At 63.8% G+C, this 19,806-nt stretch carries 15 protein-coding genes and 2 pseudogenes; 6 read left to right on the plus strand and 11 right to left on the minus strand.

Annotated elements, in window-relative coordinates:
- Positions 1-18: 18 nt before the first annotated feature.
- The 6 genes from EL22_RS02205 to EL22_RS02230 form a co-directional block, all read right to left on the minus strand.
- A complete protein-coding gene (locus tag EL22_RS02205; protein WP_050049959.1) occupies positions 19-1,863 on the minus strand; it encodes an FAD-binding protein in 1,845 nt (614 codons plus the stop codon).
- Positions 1,864-1,866: 3 nt separating this feature from the next.
- Complete coding sequence (locus EL22_RS02210; protein WP_050049960.1) at positions 1,867-2,745, minus strand: succinate dehydrogenase/fumarate reductase iron-sulfur subunit; 879 nt, start codon at positions 2,743-2,745, stop codon at positions 1,867-1,869.
- Positions 2,742-3,113, minus strand: coding sequence for a succinate dehydrogenase (locus EL22_RS02215; RefSeq protein WP_050049961.1), 372 nt, complete (start codon positions 3,111-3,113; stop codon positions 2,742-2,744). The genes EL22_RS02210 and EL22_RS02215 overlap by 4 nt, the downstream gene beginning before the upstream one ends.
- Positions 3,113-3,544: a succinate dehydrogenase, cytochrome b556 subunit gene (gene sdhC / locus EL22_RS02220; RefSeq protein WP_050049962.1), complete on the minus strand. Its 432-nt coding sequence runs from the start codon at positions 3,542-3,544 to the stop codon at positions 3,113-3,115. The genes EL22_RS02215 and sdhC overlap by 1 nt, the downstream gene beginning before the upstream one ends.
- A gap of 671 nt (positions 3,545-4,215) precedes the next feature.
- Complete coding sequence (locus EL22_RS02225) at positions 4,216-4,434, minus strand: hypothetical protein (RefSeq protein ID WP_050049963.1); 219 nt, start codon at positions 4,432-4,434, stop codon at positions 4,216-4,218.
- A 144-nt stretch (positions 4,435-4,578) separates the two neighbouring features.
- A complete protein-coding gene (locus tag EL22_RS02230) occupies positions 4,579-5,667 on the minus strand; it encodes a succinylglutamate desuccinylase/aspartoacylase family protein (protein ID WP_050049964.1) in 1,089 nt (362 codons plus the stop codon).
- A 107-nt stretch (positions 5,668-5,774) separates the two neighbouring features.
- On the opposite strand from EL22_RS02230, the pseudogene EL22_RS02235 reads away from it, so the two are divergent.
- The 4 genes and pseudogenes from EL22_RS02235 to EL22_RS02250 all read left to right on the plus strand — a co-directional run bounded on the left by EL22_RS02235 (position 5,775) and on the right by EL22_RS02250 (position 12,488).
- Positions 5,775-6,528 (plus strand): annotated as a pseudogene (locus tag EL22_RS02235) (GNAT family N-acetyltransferase).
- 298 nt (positions 6,529-6,826) lie between these two features.
- Positions 6,827-8,296, plus strand: a complete 1,470-nt coding sequence (locus tag EL22_RS02240; protein WP_050049965.1) for a flippase — start codon at positions 6,827-6,829, stop codon at positions 8,294-8,296.
- A 172-nt stretch (positions 8,297-8,468) separates the two neighbouring features.
- A pseudogene (locus EL22_RS02245) lies at positions 8,469-9,811 on the plus strand (RimK/LysX family protein).
- Between the two features lie 61 nt (positions 9,812-9,872).
- Entirely contained in the window at positions 9,873-12,488 is a 2,616-nt protein-coding gene (locus EL22_RS02250) for a cation-translocating P-type ATPase (RefSeq protein ID WP_050049966.1), read from the plus strand.
- Between the two features lie 137 nt (positions 12,489-12,625).
- On the opposite strand, the gene EL22_RS02255 is transcribed toward EL22_RS02250, so the two are convergent.
- The gene (locus tag EL22_RS02255; protein ID WP_050049967.1) at positions 12,626-13,219 is read right to left on the minus strand and encodes a DNA-3-methyladenine glycosylase; all 594 of its coding nucleotides are present in this window, start codon (positions 13,217-13,219) and stop codon (positions 12,626-12,628) included.
- Between the two features lie 132 nt (positions 13,220-13,351).
- Between EL22_RS02255 and EL22_RS02260 the strand changes: the two genes are divergently transcribed.
- Both EL22_RS02260 and EL22_RS02265 read left to right on the plus strand, forming a co-directional pair.
- Positions 13,352-14,419: an ABC transporter ATP-binding protein gene (locus tag EL22_RS02260; protein WP_050049968.1), complete on the plus strand. Its 1,068-nt coding sequence runs from the start codon at positions 13,352-13,354 to the stop codon at positions 14,417-14,419.
- The gene (locus EL22_RS02265) at positions 14,416-15,189 is read left to right on the plus strand and encodes an ABC transporter permease (protein ID WP_050049969.1); all 774 of its coding nucleotides are present in this window, start codon (positions 14,416-14,418) and stop codon (positions 15,187-15,189) included. The genes EL22_RS02260 and EL22_RS02265 overlap by 4 nt, the downstream gene beginning before the upstream one ends.
- Before the next feature lie 57 nt (positions 15,190-15,246).
- On the opposite strand, the gene EL22_RS02270 is transcribed toward EL22_RS02265, so the two are convergent.
- The 4 genes from EL22_RS02270 to EL22_RS02285 all read right to left on the minus strand — a co-directional run bounded on the left by EL22_RS02270 (position 15,247) and on the right by EL22_RS02285 (position 19,712).
- Positions 15,247-15,855 carry a DUF420 domain-containing protein gene (locus EL22_RS02270; protein ID WP_050049970.1) on the minus strand — a complete coding sequence of 203 codons (609 nt, stop codon included), beginning with the start codon at positions 15,853-15,855 and terminating at the stop codon, positions 15,247-15,249.
- A gap of 135 nt (positions 15,856-15,990) precedes the next feature.
- Complete coding sequence (locus tag EL22_RS02275; RefSeq protein WP_050049971.1) at positions 15,991-16,263, minus strand: HalOD1 output domain-containing protein; 273 nt, start codon at positions 16,261-16,263, stop codon at positions 15,991-15,993.
- Between the two features lie 210 nt (positions 16,264-16,473).
- Positions 16,474-19,185 carry a leucine--tRNA ligase gene (leuS, locus tag EL22_RS02280; RefSeq protein ID WP_050049972.1) on the minus strand — a complete coding sequence of 904 codons (2,712 nt, stop codon included), beginning with the start codon at positions 19,183-19,185 and terminating at the stop codon, positions 16,474-16,476.
- Between the two features lie 107 nt (positions 19,186-19,292).
- Complete coding sequence (locus EL22_RS02285; protein ID WP_050049973.1) at positions 19,293-19,712, minus strand: universal stress protein; 420 nt, start codon at positions 19,710-19,712, stop codon at positions 19,293-19,295.
- Positions 19,713-19,806: the final 94 nt, after the last annotated feature.

Raw genomic sequence — 19,806 nt, forward strand, 5'->3', positions numbered from 1 at the left:
CGAAAACGAGTTCGAGATTCAGTAGCTGCGCTCTTTCGGCTCGTAGGTTTTGTCCTCGCCCTCGAGGAGGACCGGCCGGTACCAGATCGACGGCTTGCCGCCGTTCCAGGAGACCAGCGTGTGTTTGAGCCAGTTCTCGTCGTCGCGGATCTGGTTTTCCTGTCGCCAGTGGGCACCGCGGAACTCGTTGCGGACGAGCGCGCCGAGTGCGATCGTCTCGGCCACGTCGATCAGGTTCCGGGTCTCGTATGTCATCTGGAGGTCGGTATTGAACGTCGTCGAGGGGTCTGCGACGTAGACATCGCGGTACTCCTCACGGCACTCGCGGATGACCTCGAGGGCCTGCTTGATGCCCTCTTCGGTCCGGAAGACGTTGACGTAGTCGGTCATCGCCTTCTGGAGCTTCGACCGGATTTCGGCGTGCTGGACGCCGTCGTCTTTGTTCATCAGCCGATCGATGCGTTCGGATTCGGTTTCGACGGCTCGCTCGAGCACGCCGTTTGCGTCGGCGACTTGTCCGGAACCGTCGGCCGCAACGTCGTCGCCCGTCGGCTCGAGGCCGGCCGAACCCGGCTGGACGGGGAACTCGGTGTCGTCTTCGTCCTCGACGGAATCGGTGTAACCGGTATCGATCTCGGCCTCGCCGAGATCGCCGCCAGCGGCGTGATAGCCCGCCCGCTTGCCGAAGACGATGAGTTCGGGGAGCGCGTTTCCGCCGAGACGGTTCGCGCCGTGGACGGACACGCAGGCACACTCGCCGGCCGCGTAGAGTCCGTCGACGCAGGTCGCGCCGTTTTCGTCGGTTTCGATGCCGCCCATCGCGTAGTGCTGGCCGGGTTTGACCGGCATCGGCTCGACCAGTCCGTCGGCACCCTCGAAGTCCTCCGCCAGGTGGAGAATGTTCTCCAGACGGTCGATGATTCGCTCCTCGCCGAGGTGGCGCATGTCGAGGTGGACGTACTCGTCTTCGACGCCACGTCCCTCGCTGACTTCCGTCAGCTCGGCCCGCGCGACGACGTCTCGAGAGGCGAGTTCGCCGTCGTTGTTCGCGTAACCGTACTCGAACATGAACCGCTCGCCCTCGTCGTTGTAGAGAATGCCGCCCTCACCGCGAACACCTTCCGAGAGGAGCACGCCGGTCGAGGGGAGCGTCGTCGGGTGGAACTGGATGAACTCCATGTCCTCGAGCGGTACGCCCGCACGGTATGCCATCGCGTGACCGTCGCCCGTACAGGAGACGGCGTTGGTCGTGTGATCGAACGCCTGTCCGGGACCGCCGGTCGCGAGGATCACGCCGTCGTTCGCTTTGAATCCCTCGACGGTGCCCGACTGGACGTCGTAGGCGACGACGCCGTGGCAGGTCCGATCGTTCGGATCGGGTTCGTCGGAGGTCGCGAGGTTCATCACGTACCACTCGTCGTAGACCTGAATGCCCCGTTTGACGACCTGCTCGTACATCGTATGCAGCAGGTGATGGCCGGTCTCCGCGCCCGCGTAGGTCGTCCGCGGGAAAGAGAGACCGCCGAACGGTCGCTGTGAGACGCGGCCGTCGTCCTCTCGAGAGAAGGGCATCCCCCAGTGCTCTAAGGAAATCGTCTCCTCAGGGGCGTCCTGGGCCAGCGTTTCGACCGCCGGCGCGTCGCCGAGGTAGTCAGAGCCCTTCATCGTGTCGTAGGCGTGGAGTTCCCAGTCGTCGCCCTCACGAAGCGCGGCGTTGATACCACCCTCCGCCGCGCCGGTGTGGCTTCGAACCGGGTGTAGCTTCGTGACCATCGCCACGTCCGCTCCCGCCTCGTGCGCCGCGACCGCTGCTCTGAGGCCGGCACCGCCCGCGCCGACCACGATTACGTCGTGTTCGTACATGGTTTACCAGAATTTCAGGTTCTTCTTGACTGCCTCACGTTTGAGCTCCTGAATGTGCTCCGTGAGGGGGATGTCTTTCGGACAGACCTCCGTACAGGAAAACTGGGTCTGACAGCGCCAGACGCCGTGTTCCTGCTCTAAGATCCGAAGTCGGTGCTCTTTGATCTCCTCGTCCTCGCGTTCGTCCATCGCGAACTTGTACGCTTTGTTGATCGCCGCCGGACCGAGGTACTGGTTGTCGCCGGCCGCGATGTTACACGAGGACATACACGCGCCACACCAGATACAGCGCGTGGACATCTTGACCTTCTCGCGGTTCTCTCGGTCCTGTCGTTGCTCCTCGAGTTCACCCTCGGGGAGGTCTTCCTGCTGGAAGTAGGGCTCGACGGCGTGCATCTGGTCGTAGAAATGATCCATGTCGACGACCAGGTCCTTGACGACCTCTTGGTGAGGAAGCGGTTCGACGCGAATCGGCTGTTGAAGGGCCGAAATCTGGGTTTTACAGCCCAGTCGCTGCGAGCCGTTGATGAAGAAGGCGTCCGATCCGCAGATCGCCTGCCGACAGGAGTGTCGGAAGGTAAGCGACGAGTCGAACTCGTCGCGCGCGAAGATCAGCGCGTCGAGAACGGTCATCCCCTTCTCGAAGGGGACATGGAATTCGTCGAATCGCGGCTCCTGTTTGCCGCTCACTTCGGGGTCGTACCGGAACACCTTCAGGTGAACCGACTCGCCCTCGACGTCGGATTCGTCGACCGATTCGGCTTCGGCCAGTCCCTGTTCTTTCTTCTCGAGTCGCTCCTGCTGGGGCGACTCGGCCCCTTTCATCTCGGGGTCGGCCGGTGCTTCCTGCGTGTCGGGTTGTTCTTGCTGTTGTGTGCTCATGAAATGCTCCCTCCCGCCATGACGATCGCGACGTAGATACCCTGTGCGACGAGTGCGAGCCCCGAGAGTGTGAGAATAGCCAAGACGACTTTCTTCGGGGTTCCGGAGAGTCCCTGGTTGACGAGCGCGTTGTAGATGCCGTTAACGCCGTGGAACGCGGCCGTAATCAGGAACAGCACCATCGCGAGGAAGTACCCTGGATTTTCCATTCGCGCCTGAGTCCCCGCGAAGGTGACCTCGGCGGCGTGAGTCACGAAGTGCAACTGGAAGAAGTGAAACGCCAGGACGACGACCAGAAATGCGGCGGTGATCCGCTGGAGGAGCCAACCGGTTCCGCCGGGCGTGAACGAGGAGTAACGCTCCGCCATCAGAAGCCCACCCCCGAGAGGAACGTCGGAACGCTCGCGACGGTGATCGCACCCGTCAAGATCAGCGACGCGTAGAAACTCTTGTCCTGAGACTCGAGACCGATCCCGAGATCGACCATCAGCAGTCGCACGCCATTGAGGATGTGAAAGACTGCGACCGCGAGGAGTCCGACCTCGAGAACGCGAACGATAAAGAGCCCCTCGAGGCCCTGGATCGTGCCCGTAAAGACGTTCACCTCTTCACCGCCGACCATCATCATCTGTCCGTTCGCCGCACCGATTGCTGTGCTCAACACGGCGATGTGGGTAAACAGGTAGCCGATCAGCATCCACCCGGTGAATTTGTGGAAAATCCACGCCCACATCCCAGCCGAGAACTCCTTCCACCGGCCGAAGTCCTCGATGAGACCGCGATTGTAAGACTGACTCATACACTCATATGGTGGGTTAGCCCGCGGGGGTATAGAAGTTACTTCTTGGATTCGAAGTTGGGCGACGAAACCGGAAAAATACAACTCACAGGGGAGTGAATCGGGGATGAGCCGATCGACGATTCCGAAGCTGTCACGGTACTAACCCCAGAGCTGGAAGGTGTTCTGTTCTATTGAGAGAGCGCGTTCGCAGTAGCGAGAGACACCCGCGATCAGACACCATGTCGTAGAAAAGGCCGGGGGAGGCCTTTTCGACATATATCAGTTCGGGGTATGGGAACGTCGGTATCGAATACCGTTCGGCAAAGGTGCCTATATCTCCCTGCCCCATTTCGTTGTTTAGAGAAGAACTATTTTAAAGTTCTTGCCAATTGTCGGTTAGTTCAGCCGAAACGAGATATCGCGACGGGCCGAACCGGTAGGGAGATACGCGTCCCGTCGCTCAATACGGCGTGTCGACCTTGCAAGCGAATTTTTCGCCGCATTCGGTACACACCGCGGATTTCGAGAAGTCGCTAGTGACCGTCGGGGGCTTCTTTCTCGTTCGAAGGATGGTCCAGTCGATGTTAACCATCACATCTTCCGAGCAGTGCGGGCAGTTCGCTTCCTGAGCCATACCGCCGAGTCACGTTCCACTGTTTTTCATGTTTTGGCCGACGTGTCAGCCGGTCTTAGTCTCGATTCTCGTCGATCCGTTTGGTTTCGATCCACGCACCGACCCCGACTAACAAGAACACGGCGATTACGGCGGCGTATAGAATGACCTCGACGCGGCCGGCGAGGTCCCGCTGGAGCGCCTCAACGATAGCCAGTTCCCAGCCGACGAGCAGTACGAGCAGTCCGGTCGCCGCGATCAAGAGAATCAGGAACCGGTCGCTTCGTTCGCTCATGCCTGTGGCGTCGTGATCGCCGTCGATAAACGACCGACCTGCATACTCCGAGACGGTCGTCAGTTCCGAACGCGCTAGTTAGCAGTTTCGAGCACCGTCGGAATCGACGGTCGAGAACGATAGTGGTCGAACCCCCGCCGCGGATCACTCGAGATAGCGCAACAGCGGATCCACGTCCGTCCGCTCGCGCTCGAGGGCGGTCCGGGTCTCGGGCTCGAGTCCGACGAGGTGACAGAGCGGGTTGCCGGGATAGACGACGGGGTTCTCGAGAACGCCGACGATCAGGCCGGTAAACGGCGCTTCGACCGAAACGATGTCCTCCTCTTCTTTGAACGGATCGGTGATCGTACAGATCACGTCGCCTTCCTCGACGAGTTCGCCGCGGCCGTGTTTCATATCGACCATCCCACCGGCGTCGGCGCGCAGCCACGTCTTCTCGTCGGTGTCGTCGATCAGGATACGCCAGCCCGGCCAGTGGACGGCGGAGTCCCGGTGGAGGCCGAATTCCGCGCAGACGCTCGCGACGCCGGTCAGGGCGCGATCGATGAGCGAGCGCTGGAAGCGGTGGGCCTCGCCCATCTCGATCGTGATCGTCGGGACGCCGGTGTCGGTCGCCTCGCGACGGAGGGTTCCCGACGGCCCCTGTCCGTCGATGATAACGTTCGAACTGAACGCGTTCGCCAGCCGGACGATGTCGGTGTGGTCCATATCGGCCCGGACGTGAAGCATGTTCGTCCGCCCGCGCGTCGAGGTGTGAAAGTCCAGCCCGAGGTCGCAGGGTTCGATGAAGTTCGTGAAGATTCGGTGGGCCATCCGGCGCGCGCTCGTCGATCCCTCTCTGCCCGGAAACGATCGGTTGAGGTCGCGGTCGTAAATTGGCAGGTACCGCTCTTGAGCGAGGAATCCGGGAACGTTCATCACGGGCAAACAGACCAGCGCCCCGTGTAACTCCGCGTGGTCCCAGTCGTGTGCGACCTCACGGACGACCTCGATCCCGTTGAGTTCGTCGCCGTGGGCCGCGGCCGAGAGAAAGACCGTCGGTCCCGGGTACTGACCGTTGACGACCGTTACGGGGATCCGAACGGGATCGCCCAGATACGTTTCACTAATGCCGTATCTGATGTTGACGGATTCCCCGGGATCGACGCGACCGCCGTTGTACGTGAAGACGTCGTTGTCGGTCGAATCGTTCGACTCGATATCGGGTGGATCGTCGGGACGAGTATCGGTCATGTTCTCCCTGTCGGGTCCAGATATAAAACGTATTCTGCCGACGGAACCAACCGGCGAACGTTCCCCCGATGGCATATGTTTTGTACGATGCCATGCTAGTATGAGGCATGGACTTTCGTGAAGCAACCGAGGAAGACGTCGACGAGATTCGCCGAGTCGCACGAGACTCGCTCGAGTCGCTGTACACGGACTTTCTGTCGGAGGAAACGGTCGCCGGCGCTCTCGAGCAGTGGTACGGCGACTCCTTCGCCGAGGACGTTCGCGACGACCACACGCTGTTTCTCGTCGTCGAACGCGACGGCGAGATCGCGGGATTCTCCCAGAGCGTGCTCGTAGGACAGCGATACGGAACCGGACAGCTCCTCTGGTTGCACGTCCACCCCGATCACCGATCGAGCGGAATGGGCGTCCGATTGTTGGTCCGCACGCGGGAGCGTCTGCTCGAGGAAGGCGCGGATCAGGTCCGGTGTTTCGTCCTCGCGGACAACGAGGGCGGCAACCGCTTCTACGAAGATCACGGCTTCGAACGGGCGGGACAGCGCGAGGTCGACATCGGCGACGAAACCTTTGCCGAGAACATCTACGTCGAATCCGACACCGAAGCCGACGAGGACTGGAAGGCGGTCGACCAACGCGAAATCGACGGCGAGAACGTGTACGTGAGCTACGGCGAAGCCGCTCGCGGCTCGGAATCGCCGTTTTACCCCCGCCTACGGCACCGACGAACTCGAGGACCGCTACGGCTGGCTCTGTGGGAACTGTGACTCGATCGACAACGCGATGGACACCATGGGTCGGATCGAGTGCAACAGTTGTGGCAACCGGCGGAAGGCGACCCGCTGGGACGCGTCGTATCTATAACGCGTTCGATATCTCGAGCGAGTGCAATTGCGGAACTCGAACGGGGTCGCCATTTCTAACGCGTTCGATCACCGTAGTGCGTTCGATCACCGAACGGTAGCACGTTCGACCACCGAAGTGGTTAGTTCGAGACGACAGTGTGGCCGCGGGGACGTTTCGGAGCGAGGAGTGGTCAGTGTAGCATGAAGTTTCCGGCTGTTGTTCGTCCATTACAATCCCCAGAAAGGCCGTTCGTGACGATATCGAGCAGCTACGGGCTGGGCGGCCAGTCCGTTATCTCGCTCGGAGCAGTTCGCACATGGATAGACAAGCGCACATCGTCCGCGGGTTCAAAGCGACGCTCGTCGCTCGTGGCGTCTACATGGTCTCGAGTTCGCTGTTGATGCTCGTCCTCGCCAGGTACTTACTCGATCCGGCGGGCTACGGCGAACTGTACTGGGCGATCGGGATACTGGCGGTGGTACAGCTGTTCGCCGATGTCGGCCTTGGCAAGTCGGCCGCGCGGTACGTCGCCGAGTATCGGGAAGACGACCCCGGTCAGATTCCACACCTCCTGCGGAGCACCGTCACGGCGAAGCTGATCGTGATCGGGATCGTCGCGTACACGCTGTTGCTCTTTCACGAGCACATCGCGAGTCTGCTGGGCGACCCCGGAGCCGCGCCGTTTCTGGCCGCCGGCGTGGTCTATATCACGGTCAACTCGTTCAACGTCTTCGCGCAGATCGTCTTCCAGGGGTACAACGAACTCGTCTACAGCGCCGCGATTCAGGCGATCAGCGGGGCGGCTCGACTCGTGTTCGCCGTTCTGTTCGTTCTGGCAGGGCTGGGCGCTCTCGGCGCGTTCTTCGGCTACATCGTCGGCTACGCGATCGCCGCGGCCGTCGGCCTCGTCTGGCTTTATCGGACCGTCTACCGGAAATACGAAGGGGTAGCGGAGTTCGAAGACGGGCTCTCTCGGCGCGTACTCGAGTACAGCGTCCCGCTGACGGCGACACGAAGCGCGAACGTCGTCGACAAACAGATCGACATCGTTCTCGTCGGGTTCTTTCTCAATCCGGTCGCCGTCGCGTTCTACACGCTCGCGAAACAGCTTTCCGACTTCCTCCTCGCTCCCGCGGAGTCACTCGGGTTCACGATCTCGCCCAACTTCGGCGAGCAGAAGGTCGCGGGACAACTCGAGGAGGCGAGACGAATCTACGAGACGGCGTTGACGAACGCGATGTTGCTCTACGTCCCGGCGGCAGTGGGGCTCGCGCTGGTCGCCGAACCGCTCATGACGATGGTGTTCGGAGCCGAGTACGCTGGCGCTGTCCCGATCGTGCAGGTGTTCTCGCTGTTTATCGTGCTCCAGACGATTACGAATCTCACGAGCGATAGCCTCGATTATCTCGGTCGCGCCCGCTCCCGCGCGATCGCGAAGGGCGCAACGTCGGCCGCGAACCTCCTGCTCAATATCGCGTTGATCCCGACGATCGGCGTCGTCGGCGCGGCGATCGCGACCGTCGCGACCCACACGGTGTACGTGCTGGTGAACCTGTATATCGTCCACAGCGAACTGACCCTGCACCTCGAGTCGCTCGCGCGCTCGTTCGGTCGCATCTGCGGGATCACCGGGGTGATGGCCGTCGCCGTGTTGTTGGTCACGCCGCTGATCTCGAGTCTCGTCATGCTGGTCGGCGCGATCGCGGTGGGGGTCGTCACGTGGGGGGCGCTCGCGGTCGCGAGTGGGTTGCTCGACCTCCAGCAGATTCAGTCGGTCGTCACGTGAACGCGGATCTCGACTGACTGCGGTTGACCCGAACGAAAATATCAGATCAACGCGGAAGACGTAATCGCCGATACGGGACCGCTTGGATGGCAACGATGAATGGACTCGTTCACACATACCATTGGCCGATAATTTTATAAACGCTTTTGCGGGTAGTCGGTGTTTGTCGAGTATGACTACGGCAGATTCCGTAACGGTCGGTGTTCTCAGTCTTCACACGAGCAAAGAGACGAAGGCGATCCTCAACGCGGTCGAGGCGCTGGGCCACGACACCGAGTGGCTCCGTGAGGAGAACACGAGCGTACGCGTGGCCGACGGATCGGTCGTCCTCGAGCCCGACGTCGATATCATCGCGAACCGGATGCTTCTCTCGAATACGGAACAGCCTTGCGAAGAACTCGGTCTGATCAACACGTTCTCGCCGCTCGTCCCGATGCTCAACAGTCCCGAATCGGTGCTGACCGCGATTCACAAACTCTCGACGGCGGGGACGCTTGCGGCAAACGGCGTTCGCGTTCCGAACGTGTTGCTCGCGCTGAGTAGCGACCGACTCAACGCCGCCCGACACGAGTACGGCGAGCAGGCCGTCTACAAGACCGCGATCGGAACCCACGGCGGCGGCACGTGGAAGGTCGGCCCCGACGACATGGTCAACGCGAAGGTCGGCGACCGATACGCGTTCTTACAGGAACTCATCGGCGAAGGCGACGGACCGGACCGCGACCTGCGCGTCTACGTCGTCGACGGCGAAATCGTCGGCGCGATGTACCGGTACGCGCCGGACAACGACTGGCGAACGAACGTCGCACTCGGCGGAGCGGTCGAAGACGCGACGGACGACCTCCCCGACGTCGCGGCGGAGATGGCTCGAGACTCTGCAGACGCCATCGGACTCGATTACGCGGGCGTCGACCTCGTCGAAGGCGATGAGGCTGGTACGTCCTCGAGGTGAACCCCACGGCCGGGTTCAAGGGACTGTACGAGGCGACGGGGGTCAGCCCGGCTCCGCACATCGCGAAACTCGCTATCGAACGGGCAGGCGGCACAGTCGACGACGACCGCGTCGAGGAACTCGGCCGAACGCTCGACGATACGGAGCCTTCGGCGCGGCCGCCGGAGCCCGCGACGACCAACGACGAACCGGCGACGATCGGCTATACCGAGGAAGTCGTCCTCTCGGGGACGAGCGGGTCGAAATCGGTGCTGGCAAAATCCGACACCGGAGCCACGCGAACGAGCATCGACACCAGCCTCGCCGCCGACATCGGTGCCGGGCCGATCAAATCGGTCACTCGAGTCAAGTCGGGAAGCTCGAAGACCTCCAAGAGCCGGCCGGTGGTCGACATCGTCGTCGGCGTCGGCGGCAACCGCCACACGGTCACCGCCAGCGTCGAAGACCGAGGCCACATGGACTACCCCGTTCTCCTCGGCCGGGACATCCTCGGGAACTACCGCGTCGACGTGAGCAAGCGCATCGACCGAGACGCGCCAGACACGCCCGAAGAAGAGGAGTAGTCGGCATCACCGCGATCGAACACCGGCAGTATTTGTAGCTCGCCAACCCAACGAACACCGTGTGAGCGACCCTCGAGCGGACCGCGAGCGCTGTCGCTTCTGCGGAGCGACGCTGGCGGAGTCCACAGTCGGATCGGTCGACGGATCGGCCACCGACTCCCGCCCCGACGGGTTCTGTTCGTCGGGGTGTCGCGGCGCGTACGACGAACTCGGCGCGCCCGGTGGTCCCTTCGAGTCGAGCGAACCATCCGAGTCGACCGCTAGCTCTGAGTCAAGCGATCGACCCGAGTCGATCGACGGGGCCGATTCGGCGGTTCCCGGCGAACGATCGACGGGCGAATTCGTTCGAACGTTCTACCGCGTCGACGGCATGCACTCGGCCTCGTGCGAATCGTTCCTCGAGGCCGTTGCCGCCGCGCAGGCGGGCGTCGAGGACGTCGCGGCGAGTTACGTGACCGAGACGGTGCGGGTCGATCACGATCCCGAGGCGATTTCGGAGACCGCCCTTCGAGACGCGCTGAGCGGAGTCGGATACACGGCGTACCGCCGCTCGGATGCGACCGCCGAATCTGAAACGGGCGCATCCGGTACCGGAACGACCCGTCGGTCGCGCGAGATGACCGGGATCAGAAAGCGCAGAAGCGAGGACATGCTCGAGGTCCGGTACGTCGTCGGCATCGTCTTCGGAACCTTCCTGTTGGTTCCGTTCGTCGCGGTGTTGTACCCGGTCTATCTCTCCTCGATCAGCGACTGGTGGCTGCTGTCGCTGTACGCGGGAGCGTTCGACACGTTCGATAGCATGCTCTTCGTGCGCCTCTTTACCGTACTGACCGGCGTCGTCCTCTACCTGACCGGGATGCCCCTCCTGCGCGGTGCGTACGTCAGCCTGAAACTACGCGAACCGAACACGCACGTACTCGCCGCGTTGACGATCATAAGCGCCTACGTCTACGGCACGGCCTCCGTGCTACTGGGCGGGAACGACGTCTACTACGACCTTACCATCGTCGTCGCGGCGACGGTGATGGCCGCCGTGTACTACGAGTCGACGGTCAAGCGCCGCGCGATGAACCGACTCACCGAACTGACGATCTCGCAGGTCGACCGGGCCCGGCGTCTCGAGGACGACGGGCCGGACGACGTCCCCGTCGACGCGCTCGAGGCTGGCGACCGAGTGCTGGTTCGCCAGGGGGAGCGAATCCCGGTCGACGGCGTGTTAGTCGAGAGCGCGTGTACGGTCGACGAATCGGTCGTCACCGGCGAATCGCTCCCGGTGTCGAAAGCGCCGGGCGACGCCGTGATCGGGGGGTCGGTCGTCACGAGCGACGCCGCGGTCGTGCGAGTGGGCGACGAAACCACAAGCAGCATCGACCGACTCACGCAGGCGGTTTGGAACGTCCAGAGCGCCGCCCACGGCGTCCAGCGTCGGGCCGACGACCTCGCCGAGACGTTCGTCCCGCTGGTCGTCGCGGTCACCGTTCTCGTCGGTGCGGTGCGTTTCGTCCTCGGCGACGGGCCGACAGGGGTCGTCATGGGTTCGCTCCTCGCCATCATCGTCGCGAGCCCGTGGGCGATTGCGCTCGCGACGCCGCTTTCGGTCGCCTCGAGCATCGCCGACGCGATGGAACGCGGGATCGTCGTCTTCGACGAGACCGTCCTCGAGCGGCTTCGCGCCGTGGACGTCGTCGTCTTCGACAAGACCGGGACGCTCACGACCGGCGATATGACCGTCCTCGAGGCGGACGCGCCTGACGGCGTGCTGGCGGCCGCCGGACTGATCGAACGGCGCGCCTCCCATCCGGCGGCGACGGCGCTCGCGTCGGTGTTCGCCGCCGAGGACGAGTATTCGGGGGCGTTCGCCGACGAGGAGGACGGTTCGACGGCGGCGCTCGACCGACCGGACGGCGGCGACGACCTCGATTCGGCGTCCAACGATCGACGGGTCCAAGAGTTCCAGACCCACGACGCGGGCGTCGAGGGGGTCGTCGACGGTCGACGGATACTCGTCGGCCACCCCGATCTGTTCGGCGAGCGGGGCTGGGAACTCGCGGATGCGATCGAGTCTCGAGTTGCGGACGCCCGCGGGTTCGGCCGGCTCCCCGTCGTCGTCGGCGTCGACGGACACGCGGCGGGCGTCGTTATCGTCGGCGACGAACTGCGAGCGGAGTGGGACGAGACGGTCACGAAATTGCGCGACGACGGGATCGACGTGGTCGTACTGACCGGCGACGACGAACGCGCGACCGACTTCTTCGACCGGCATCCGGGCGTCGATCGGGTGCTCGCGGACGTGCCGCCGACCGGAAAGACCGCGGCCATCCGTCGACTCCAGGAAGACGGTCGCGTGGCGATGGTCGGCGACGGGACGAACGACGCGCCGGCGCTGGCCCGGTCCGACCTCGGCATCTCGATGGGGAGCGGCACGGCGCTCGCCTCCGACGCCTCCGATCTGGCGATCGTCGACGACGACCTCGCGTCGGTCGAACAGGCGTTCGCGCTCTCGAGGGCCGCCCGACGACGAGTCAGGCAAAACCTCGGGCTGGCGTTCGTCTACAACGCGCTCGTGATCCCGCTCGCTCTCGTCGGCGCGCTGAACCCGTTCTTCGCGACCGCAGCCGTGGCGACGACGAGCCTGCTCATCCTGGCGAACTCCTCGCGGTCGCTGCTCGAGGGGTGAGAGGACGCGCGACGGACGACGCTCTATTTGCGGTATAACGGTACGCATGCGGACGGTGCTCTTTATCTGCCGTGTAACGGTTTTCGCGCTAGACGGCGCTTTATCGCGCGAGAAACGACGCCACAGCTCCCGGATTTTCAGTCGTCGGATTCGTACTCGGCCCAAATATACCGCGTCGCGGCCGACCGGTACGGACGCCAGCGCTCCGCGATCTCGCGCATCTCATCACGCGAGAGCTCCTCGCCGTCGCCGTAGAGCTGTTCGATCCCCCGACGAACGGCGAGGTCTCCCAGCGGAAGGATATCAGGCCGCTCGAGCACGAACAGCAGGAACATCCTCGCGGTCCACTCGCCGACTCCTTTGATCTCGGTGAGCCGGTTGCGTACCTCCTCGGCGGAGTGGTCTTCGAGCCCCGATCGCGTGTAGTCGTTCTCCCGAAACGCTCGAGCGGCGTTTTTCAGATACTCGACTTTCATCGTCGAGAGCCCCGCCTCTCGAAGCGGGGGTTCCTCGGCCTCGAGCACCCGAGATGGCGTCAGTTCGCCGTCGAAGTGCTCGAAGACCCGCTCTCGGACCGCGGCAGCGCTCGCGGTCGACAGCTGCTGGTTGATAATGGAGATACACAGCCGTTCGAAGGCCGTCCAGTCCGGTTCGACGTACGGGTCGTACCGGTCGACGAGCTCCGCCATCACGGGGTCCCGACGCAGCACTCGTTCCGCTTGCTCCATCATAGCTGGTGGCGAAATCGGAGGGTGCGAGCTCACAAATATGTCGCGGTGTCCAAGACCCGCGGACCTGCCGGCCGCTCGCCGGCGAGCGGCCGAATCGAACCTCTTACCCCGAACGGGTGGCTATCGCCACGCATGACTGCCGTAGTCGAGGCCTCGAGTCTCAGGAAGACGTACGGCGAGACCGTCGCCCTCGAGGACGTCTCGCTCTCGGTCGCGGACGGCGAGATATTCGCCCTCATCGGGCCCAACGGGGCCGGCAAGACGACGCTCGTTCGCTCGCTGACCGGCACGACGGTCCCGGACGCTGGATCGGCGCGGCTGTGGGAGCGCGAACCGACGGCCGTCGACGAGAGCCGGCTCGGCGTCCTCCCGCAGGAGTTCTCCCCGCCGGATCGACTCAGCGCGCGCGAACTGCTCGAGTACTACGCCGGGCTCTACGACGCCGCGCGCGACCCCGAGGCCGTCCTCGCCGATGTCGGGCTCGCGGACGCGGGCGAGACGTGGTACGAGAACCTGTCGGGCGGCCAGAAACGGCGCGTCTGCGTCGGCAGCGCGCTGGTCAACGACCCCGATGTGCTCTTTCTCGACGAACCGACGACGGGTATCGACCCCGCTGGCAGGCGAACCGTCTGGCGACTGATCGAAGGCCTCGCGGCGGAGGGAACGACGGTCGTGCTCACCACCCACGACATGGCCGAGGCCGAGCGGTTGGCCGACCGGGTCGGGCTGCTCGCCGACGGCTCGCTTGTCGCGTCCGGGCCGCCGGCGACGCTGGTCGAGAAGTACGGCGGCGCGAGTCGGCTCACGATAGAAACGGCGGAACGGGTCTCGACCGATCTCTTCGACGGGCTCGAGGGTCGTCAGGCCGAGACCGATGCGGCTGAAATCGGTGCCGCCGAGACCGATGTGGCCGAGATCAATGCTACCGAGATCGACGCTCGAGACGGCGCGCTCGTCTTCGAAGCCATTTCGCCGACCGCCATCGGGACCGTCGTCGACGTGCTCGAGGCCGAGGAGATCGAGTACACCAGTCTCACCTGGTCGGAACCGGACCTCGAGCGCGCGTACCTCGAACTCGCCGACGACGCGGAAGCCGCTCGAACGGGCCACTCGGGATCGCTCGAGGGGGAACTCGAAGGACAGGTGGCCAACGCCGAACTCGAGGGCGCTCGGGACCGATCCGCGGAGGGGAGCCGATGAGTCGGCTCGGACGCGTTCGCGCCCAGACCAGCGCCGGGTGGCGGGCGTTCGTCAGACGGCGCACGGCGGTCTTTTTCACCTTCTTCTTCCCGGTGATCCTGATCGTCATCTTCGGCGCGCTGATCCAGACCGATCCGACCGGCGGCGGGCTGTTCGCGGAGCCGGCGGCGTACTACGTCCCCGGCTACCTCGCCGTCGTCGTCCTCTTCACGCCGTTTTCGCGCCTCGGCAGCGAAGTCGCTCGCCACCGCGAGGGCAACCGCTTCGAAAAGCTCGCGACGACGCCGGTGACGCGCTCGGAGTGGCTGCTCGGCCAGACGCTCGTCAACGCCGCGATCATCGCGCTCGCGAGTCTGTTGATTCTCGTGCTCGTCGTGGTTCTGACGGGGGCACAAATCGCGTTCTCCCCGCTCGTCGTCGCGTACATTCTCGTCGGCGTCGTCTGCTTCTGCGGGATCGGCTCCATGCTCGGCAGCTACACCGACTCACAGGACGGCGCGGTCGCGGCGAGCAACGCCATCGGCCTCCCGCTGCTCTTTCTCTCGGAGACGTTCATCCCGCTCGAGCAGCTTCCCGGCTGGTTCGGGCCGCTGGTCAACCTCTCGCCGCTGACGTACTTCTCCCGCGGGGTACGAGCCGCGACGTATCCCGACGGGGGGACCGCATCGGTGTTCGGGCTCGAGCCTGCACTCGCGAATCTCGGTATCCTCGCGGTGCTCGCGGTCGTCGCCTTCGGGTTCGGTGCGTACTCGATCCCGCGTACGGACTGACCGTTTAGCCTGCCGGCTGGTAAGCGGTTGACCAGAACCGAAAGGAGAGACGCTCGTTCAGAACCCGATCGGAACGATCATCGCCGCGAGTTCGTAATCGTAGACGTGGTTGAGCAAGACGTAGGTGACGACCCCCAGCACGAGACTCAAGATCCAGGCGCTGGCAGCGATCCGACCGACGCGAGCGTGGGCGGTCTCTCGGAGTTCCGCGGGCGTGTGAGTGAGTCCGAGAACCAACGCGTACAGAACGACGGGGACGGCGACGATCGAGAGGATGATGTGGATCGCGAGCATGATCAGGTAGGCGTACGTGACGAGGTCCGGTCCGACGAACGACTTCTCGCCGCTGCCGCCGCCGACGCGAAGGAGGTAAACCACAAGAAACAGCATGATCGAGACGAACGCGCTCCCCATCGCCGCGCGGTGTTTCTCGATCTCGCCGACTTTGATCCAGTACCAGCCGAACACGAGCAACACCGTCGTCACCGCGTTGATGATCGCGGTCAGGTGCGAGAGCGTGTTCACCTGCGAGAGGGTCAGATCGGGGTAGATGGGCAGATCGAGGACGAACGTCCCGATCACCAGCGCGTAGCCGATAATCGAGAGGAGCACCGTCGTCTCGAGAGGACGTTCCCGGAGCCGTCGTCGCGCAGCCGCGATAGCCATGGCTGTGTCTTGGGATAGATCGCGTATTTGTCTTGCTTTTCCAGACGAGACTCGACCTCGAGGACTCTTTCGTCGGGTTCGGTCGAAACGGATCGATCGACCGATCGGCGCAAACAGCCCACAGAGAATTACGGGTTACTCGAGCCGAACGGTTCCGTCGGTTTCGACCGTGACGTCGTATCCACAGTACGTAAACGTCACAGTCCCACCGGGTCGGGGTCCGCCGTGGCTCCGAGGTGCAAAGAGTGCGTCGAGCGCTTCCGGATCGATCACGTCGTGTAACGGCTCGTACTCCGGCGGACACAACTCCGCTGGCGGAATCCCTTCCGCAGTCGCGACCGCTTCCACGACTGCCTGACTCGTTGCCGTCCGAATCGAGGTGTCGGCCGTATCTCCGCCGTTTGCCATCCTGTCAGATAGTTACTATCCGATGAGATAAAACTGTCCTTCTATCGAACATATTCTCGAGATTTGATCTGTTTACCGGGAGAGACACCGAACGAACGCCAAAATAGCGTTCCGCTATCGGTATCGAATCCCACGATCCGACAAACTCAACTACAGATTGATATGAAGCAGTCGTCAACGACTCCAGTTCCCGCTATGGCGGTCGTGAATTCATCGAATATCGATCGCCGGTTTGCCCGGCTTCGCCTTCGCCGCGAGTTCGCTCGCTTCCGTCGCCTGCCGGACTGTCACGGCCGCGTCGAACTCGTCCTCGAGCAACCACCGCGAGCGCTCGAGTACCTCGCGTTCGCGGTCCGCGTCGGTCAGCGGATCGAGCTCGCCGTGGCGCTGGTTCCGATCGTCGACGAACGCGTCGATAGCCGTCCGGCCGGCGTCGACGGCGTCGTCGGTCGCAAAGCGGTCGACTAGCTCCGAGGTGTCCGCTGGTTCGGCCGCCGCGAGACGATCGGCGAGGCGGTACTTCCAGTCCTCCGCGACGACGAGTTCGATCCGTTCGGCCGCCTCTATCTCGGCCACGTCAACGATGTCTCGAACGTCCTCGAGCGTCGTCTCGACGAGTCGGCGCTCCACGTGCGCGTCGTCGGTGTCGCGGTCGGGGTCGGGCCAGTCGGCTTCGACGACGAGTCCGTCGCCGCGAAGTTTGTTCCAGAGTTCCTCCGCGAGGTGGGGGGCCATGGGCGCGATCAACGCCGCGAGGGTCAACAGCCCCCGCCGGTAGACCTCCTCCTGTGGCCGCTCGTAGCCGCGATACCGCCGCAACAGTCGAGCCAATCCCTGGATCTCCGAGACCGCCCGGTGGAAACGAAACCGCTCGTACTCGTCGGTCACCGTCGCGATCGTTCGGTCGATTTCCCGGTCGACGTACTCGTCGTGCTCGCGTCGCTCGAGTCGCGTGTCGGTCTCGTCGATGAACGCCGTCGCCATCCCGTACAGCGATTGCTGGAGGTCGTAGACCCCGCGAACGTCGTTCGCCGTCCACTCGAAGTCCTGCTCTGGGTGGGCCGCGGCGAGGACGAACAGCCGCGTCGTCTCCGCGCCGTACTCCTGGGGTGCGACGGTGTTGCCCTTCGAGGCGGACATCTTCTCGCCGTCGTAGAGCACTGTTCCCTGGCTAATGAGCCGCTCGACCGGTTCGCGGATCTCGAGCAGCCCCAGATCGGCGAGCGCGCGCGTGAAAAATCGGATGTACAGCAGGTGCAGTATGGCGTGTTCGTCGCCGCCGACGTAGACGTCGATCGGCATCCACTCGTCGGCCAGTTCGGCGTCGAACGGCGCGTCGTCGATATCGGGCGAGAGAAAGCGCAGGAAGTACCACGAGGAGTCGACGAATGTGTCCATCGTATCCGTCTCACGCCGGGCGGGGCCGCCACAATCAGGACACGTCGTCTCGACGAACGACTCCTGTGCCTCGAGTGGGTTCCCCGTCGTCCGGACGAACTCGGGCAGTTCGACCGGCAGCTCCTCGTCGGGAACCAGCACGTGGCCGCAGTCTTCACAGTGGACGACCGGAATCGGCGTTCCCCAGTAGCGCTGGCGGGAGATCAGCCAGTCCCGGAGCCGGTAGGTCACGTCCGCCTCGAACGCCTCGTGCTCGGCCGGAATCCGTTCGGCGGCAGTCGACGACGACAGCCCGTCGTACTCGCCGCTGCCCGTGAGGAGTCCGTCGCCGAGATGGGGTTCGGATTCGGCGTCGACCGACTCGCCGTCCGGGACGACGACGCGCTCGATCGGAAGGTCGTGTGCTCGAGCGAACTCGTGATCCCGTTCGTTGTGCGCCGGCACGCCCATGACGGCTCCCGTTCCCACGTCTTTCAGGACGTATCCGGCGACGTAGACCGGGAGCTCCGCTCCCGTGAGCGGGTGCACCGCGGTCAGATCCGTTCGAACGCCGTCGTAGCCGACCGACTCGGGCTCTCGCTCGCGGACATCGGCGACGTAGGCCGCGACCGTTTCGTCGGTGTCGGCGACCGCTCGAGCGAGTTCGTGACCCGGCGAGAGCGCGAGATACGTCGCGCCGTAGACGGTCTCCGGGCGCGTGCTGAACACGTCGACGGACTCGAAGTCGGTAGCCGCGTCATCGTCGGGAGCCGTCACCTCGAACGAAATGCGGTGGCCCTCTTGTCTCCCGATCCAGTTACGCTGGATCTGCCTGACGCCGTCTGGCCAGCCCTCGAGTTCGTCGAGTCCGTCGTGTAACTCCTCCGCGTAGTCAGTGATCGTAAAGAACCACTGATCGAGTTCGCGGCGACCGACTGGGGTTTCACACCGCCAGCAGACCCTGGTCTGTGCGTCTCGGTTCTCGCGGTCGCCGGCTCCGTCGACTTCGTCGCTCGTCTCGTGAGACCGCACCTCGACCTGTGCGTCGGCGAGTACCGTCTCGCAATCGGGACACCAGTTGACCGAGGCCGCCTCGTACTCGACGAGGCCCTCCTCGTACAGTCGCTTGAACAGCCACTGGTTCCACCGGTAGTACTCGGGTTCGCAGGTCGTTATCTCCCGAGACCAGTCGTAGCCAAAGCCCATGGTCTCGAGTTCCTCGCGCATCCGTCGAATACAGGCCTGCGTCCACGATTCCGGGTCGCTCGCGCGTTCGTGGGCGGCGTTTTCTGCCGGCAGTCCGAAGGCGTCCCACCCCATCGGGTGGAGCACGTCGTCACCGTTCATCCGCCGGTAGCGGGCGTAGGCGTCCGTAATCGCGTAGTTGCGGACGTGGCCCATGTGAAGCGTCCCGGACGTGTACGGAAACATGCCGAGCACGTAGGTCGGATCGACGGCATCCGGAGAAAGCTCGTACACGTCGTCGCGCTCCCAGATATACTGCCAAAACTCCTGTACCTGCGCGTGATCGTAGTGGCTGGTCATTATCGAAGGGTCCGTGTCTCCACGTGGGCGTGCCGGCTATATCATTGTTCGCCACCGCGTCTCGGAACTTCGCAACTGCATCTCCGAACGGCAGGCACCGACCCGAGTCACCGAACCACCGTCACCGGAACGGGCGACCGTCGGACGATCTTCTCGGCGACGTTCCCGACGAACAGCCGTTCCGAGAGCGTCCCGCTGTGCGCGCCGATGATGACCGTATCGAAGTCGTCGGCTCGCTCGAGGATCGCCCGAACCGGATGGCCGAGTTCGATGTCGGTCGCGAGTTCCGCGTCGTACGTCGCCGCGGTTTCGCGCGCGTCCTCGAGGACGACCTTCGCGTGGTCTTTCGCCGCCTCCTCTATGTCGTCCGAGAGGGCGATGCCGGACGCCTCGCCCCACATCGCCGAGGGAACGCCGACCACGTGCAACGCGGTAATCTCAGCGTCGGGATACGCCTCGAGAGCGTACTCGAGGGCATAGGTCGCCATTTCGGAATCGTCGATCGGAACGAGAACGCGAGAGATCATACGAATCGCCCGGAACTACGTTCCGAGCGAAGAAAAATCATCAGTGAGATCGGTCGCGGCGGCGGTCCGCTACGCGATCGGCGAAGGTCCTCCT

The organism is Halostagnicola sp. A56 (assembly GCF_000691505.1).
In the GTDB taxonomy this organism is placed as follows: Archaea; Halobacteriota; Halobacteria; order Halobacteriales; family Natrialbaceae; genus Halostagnicola.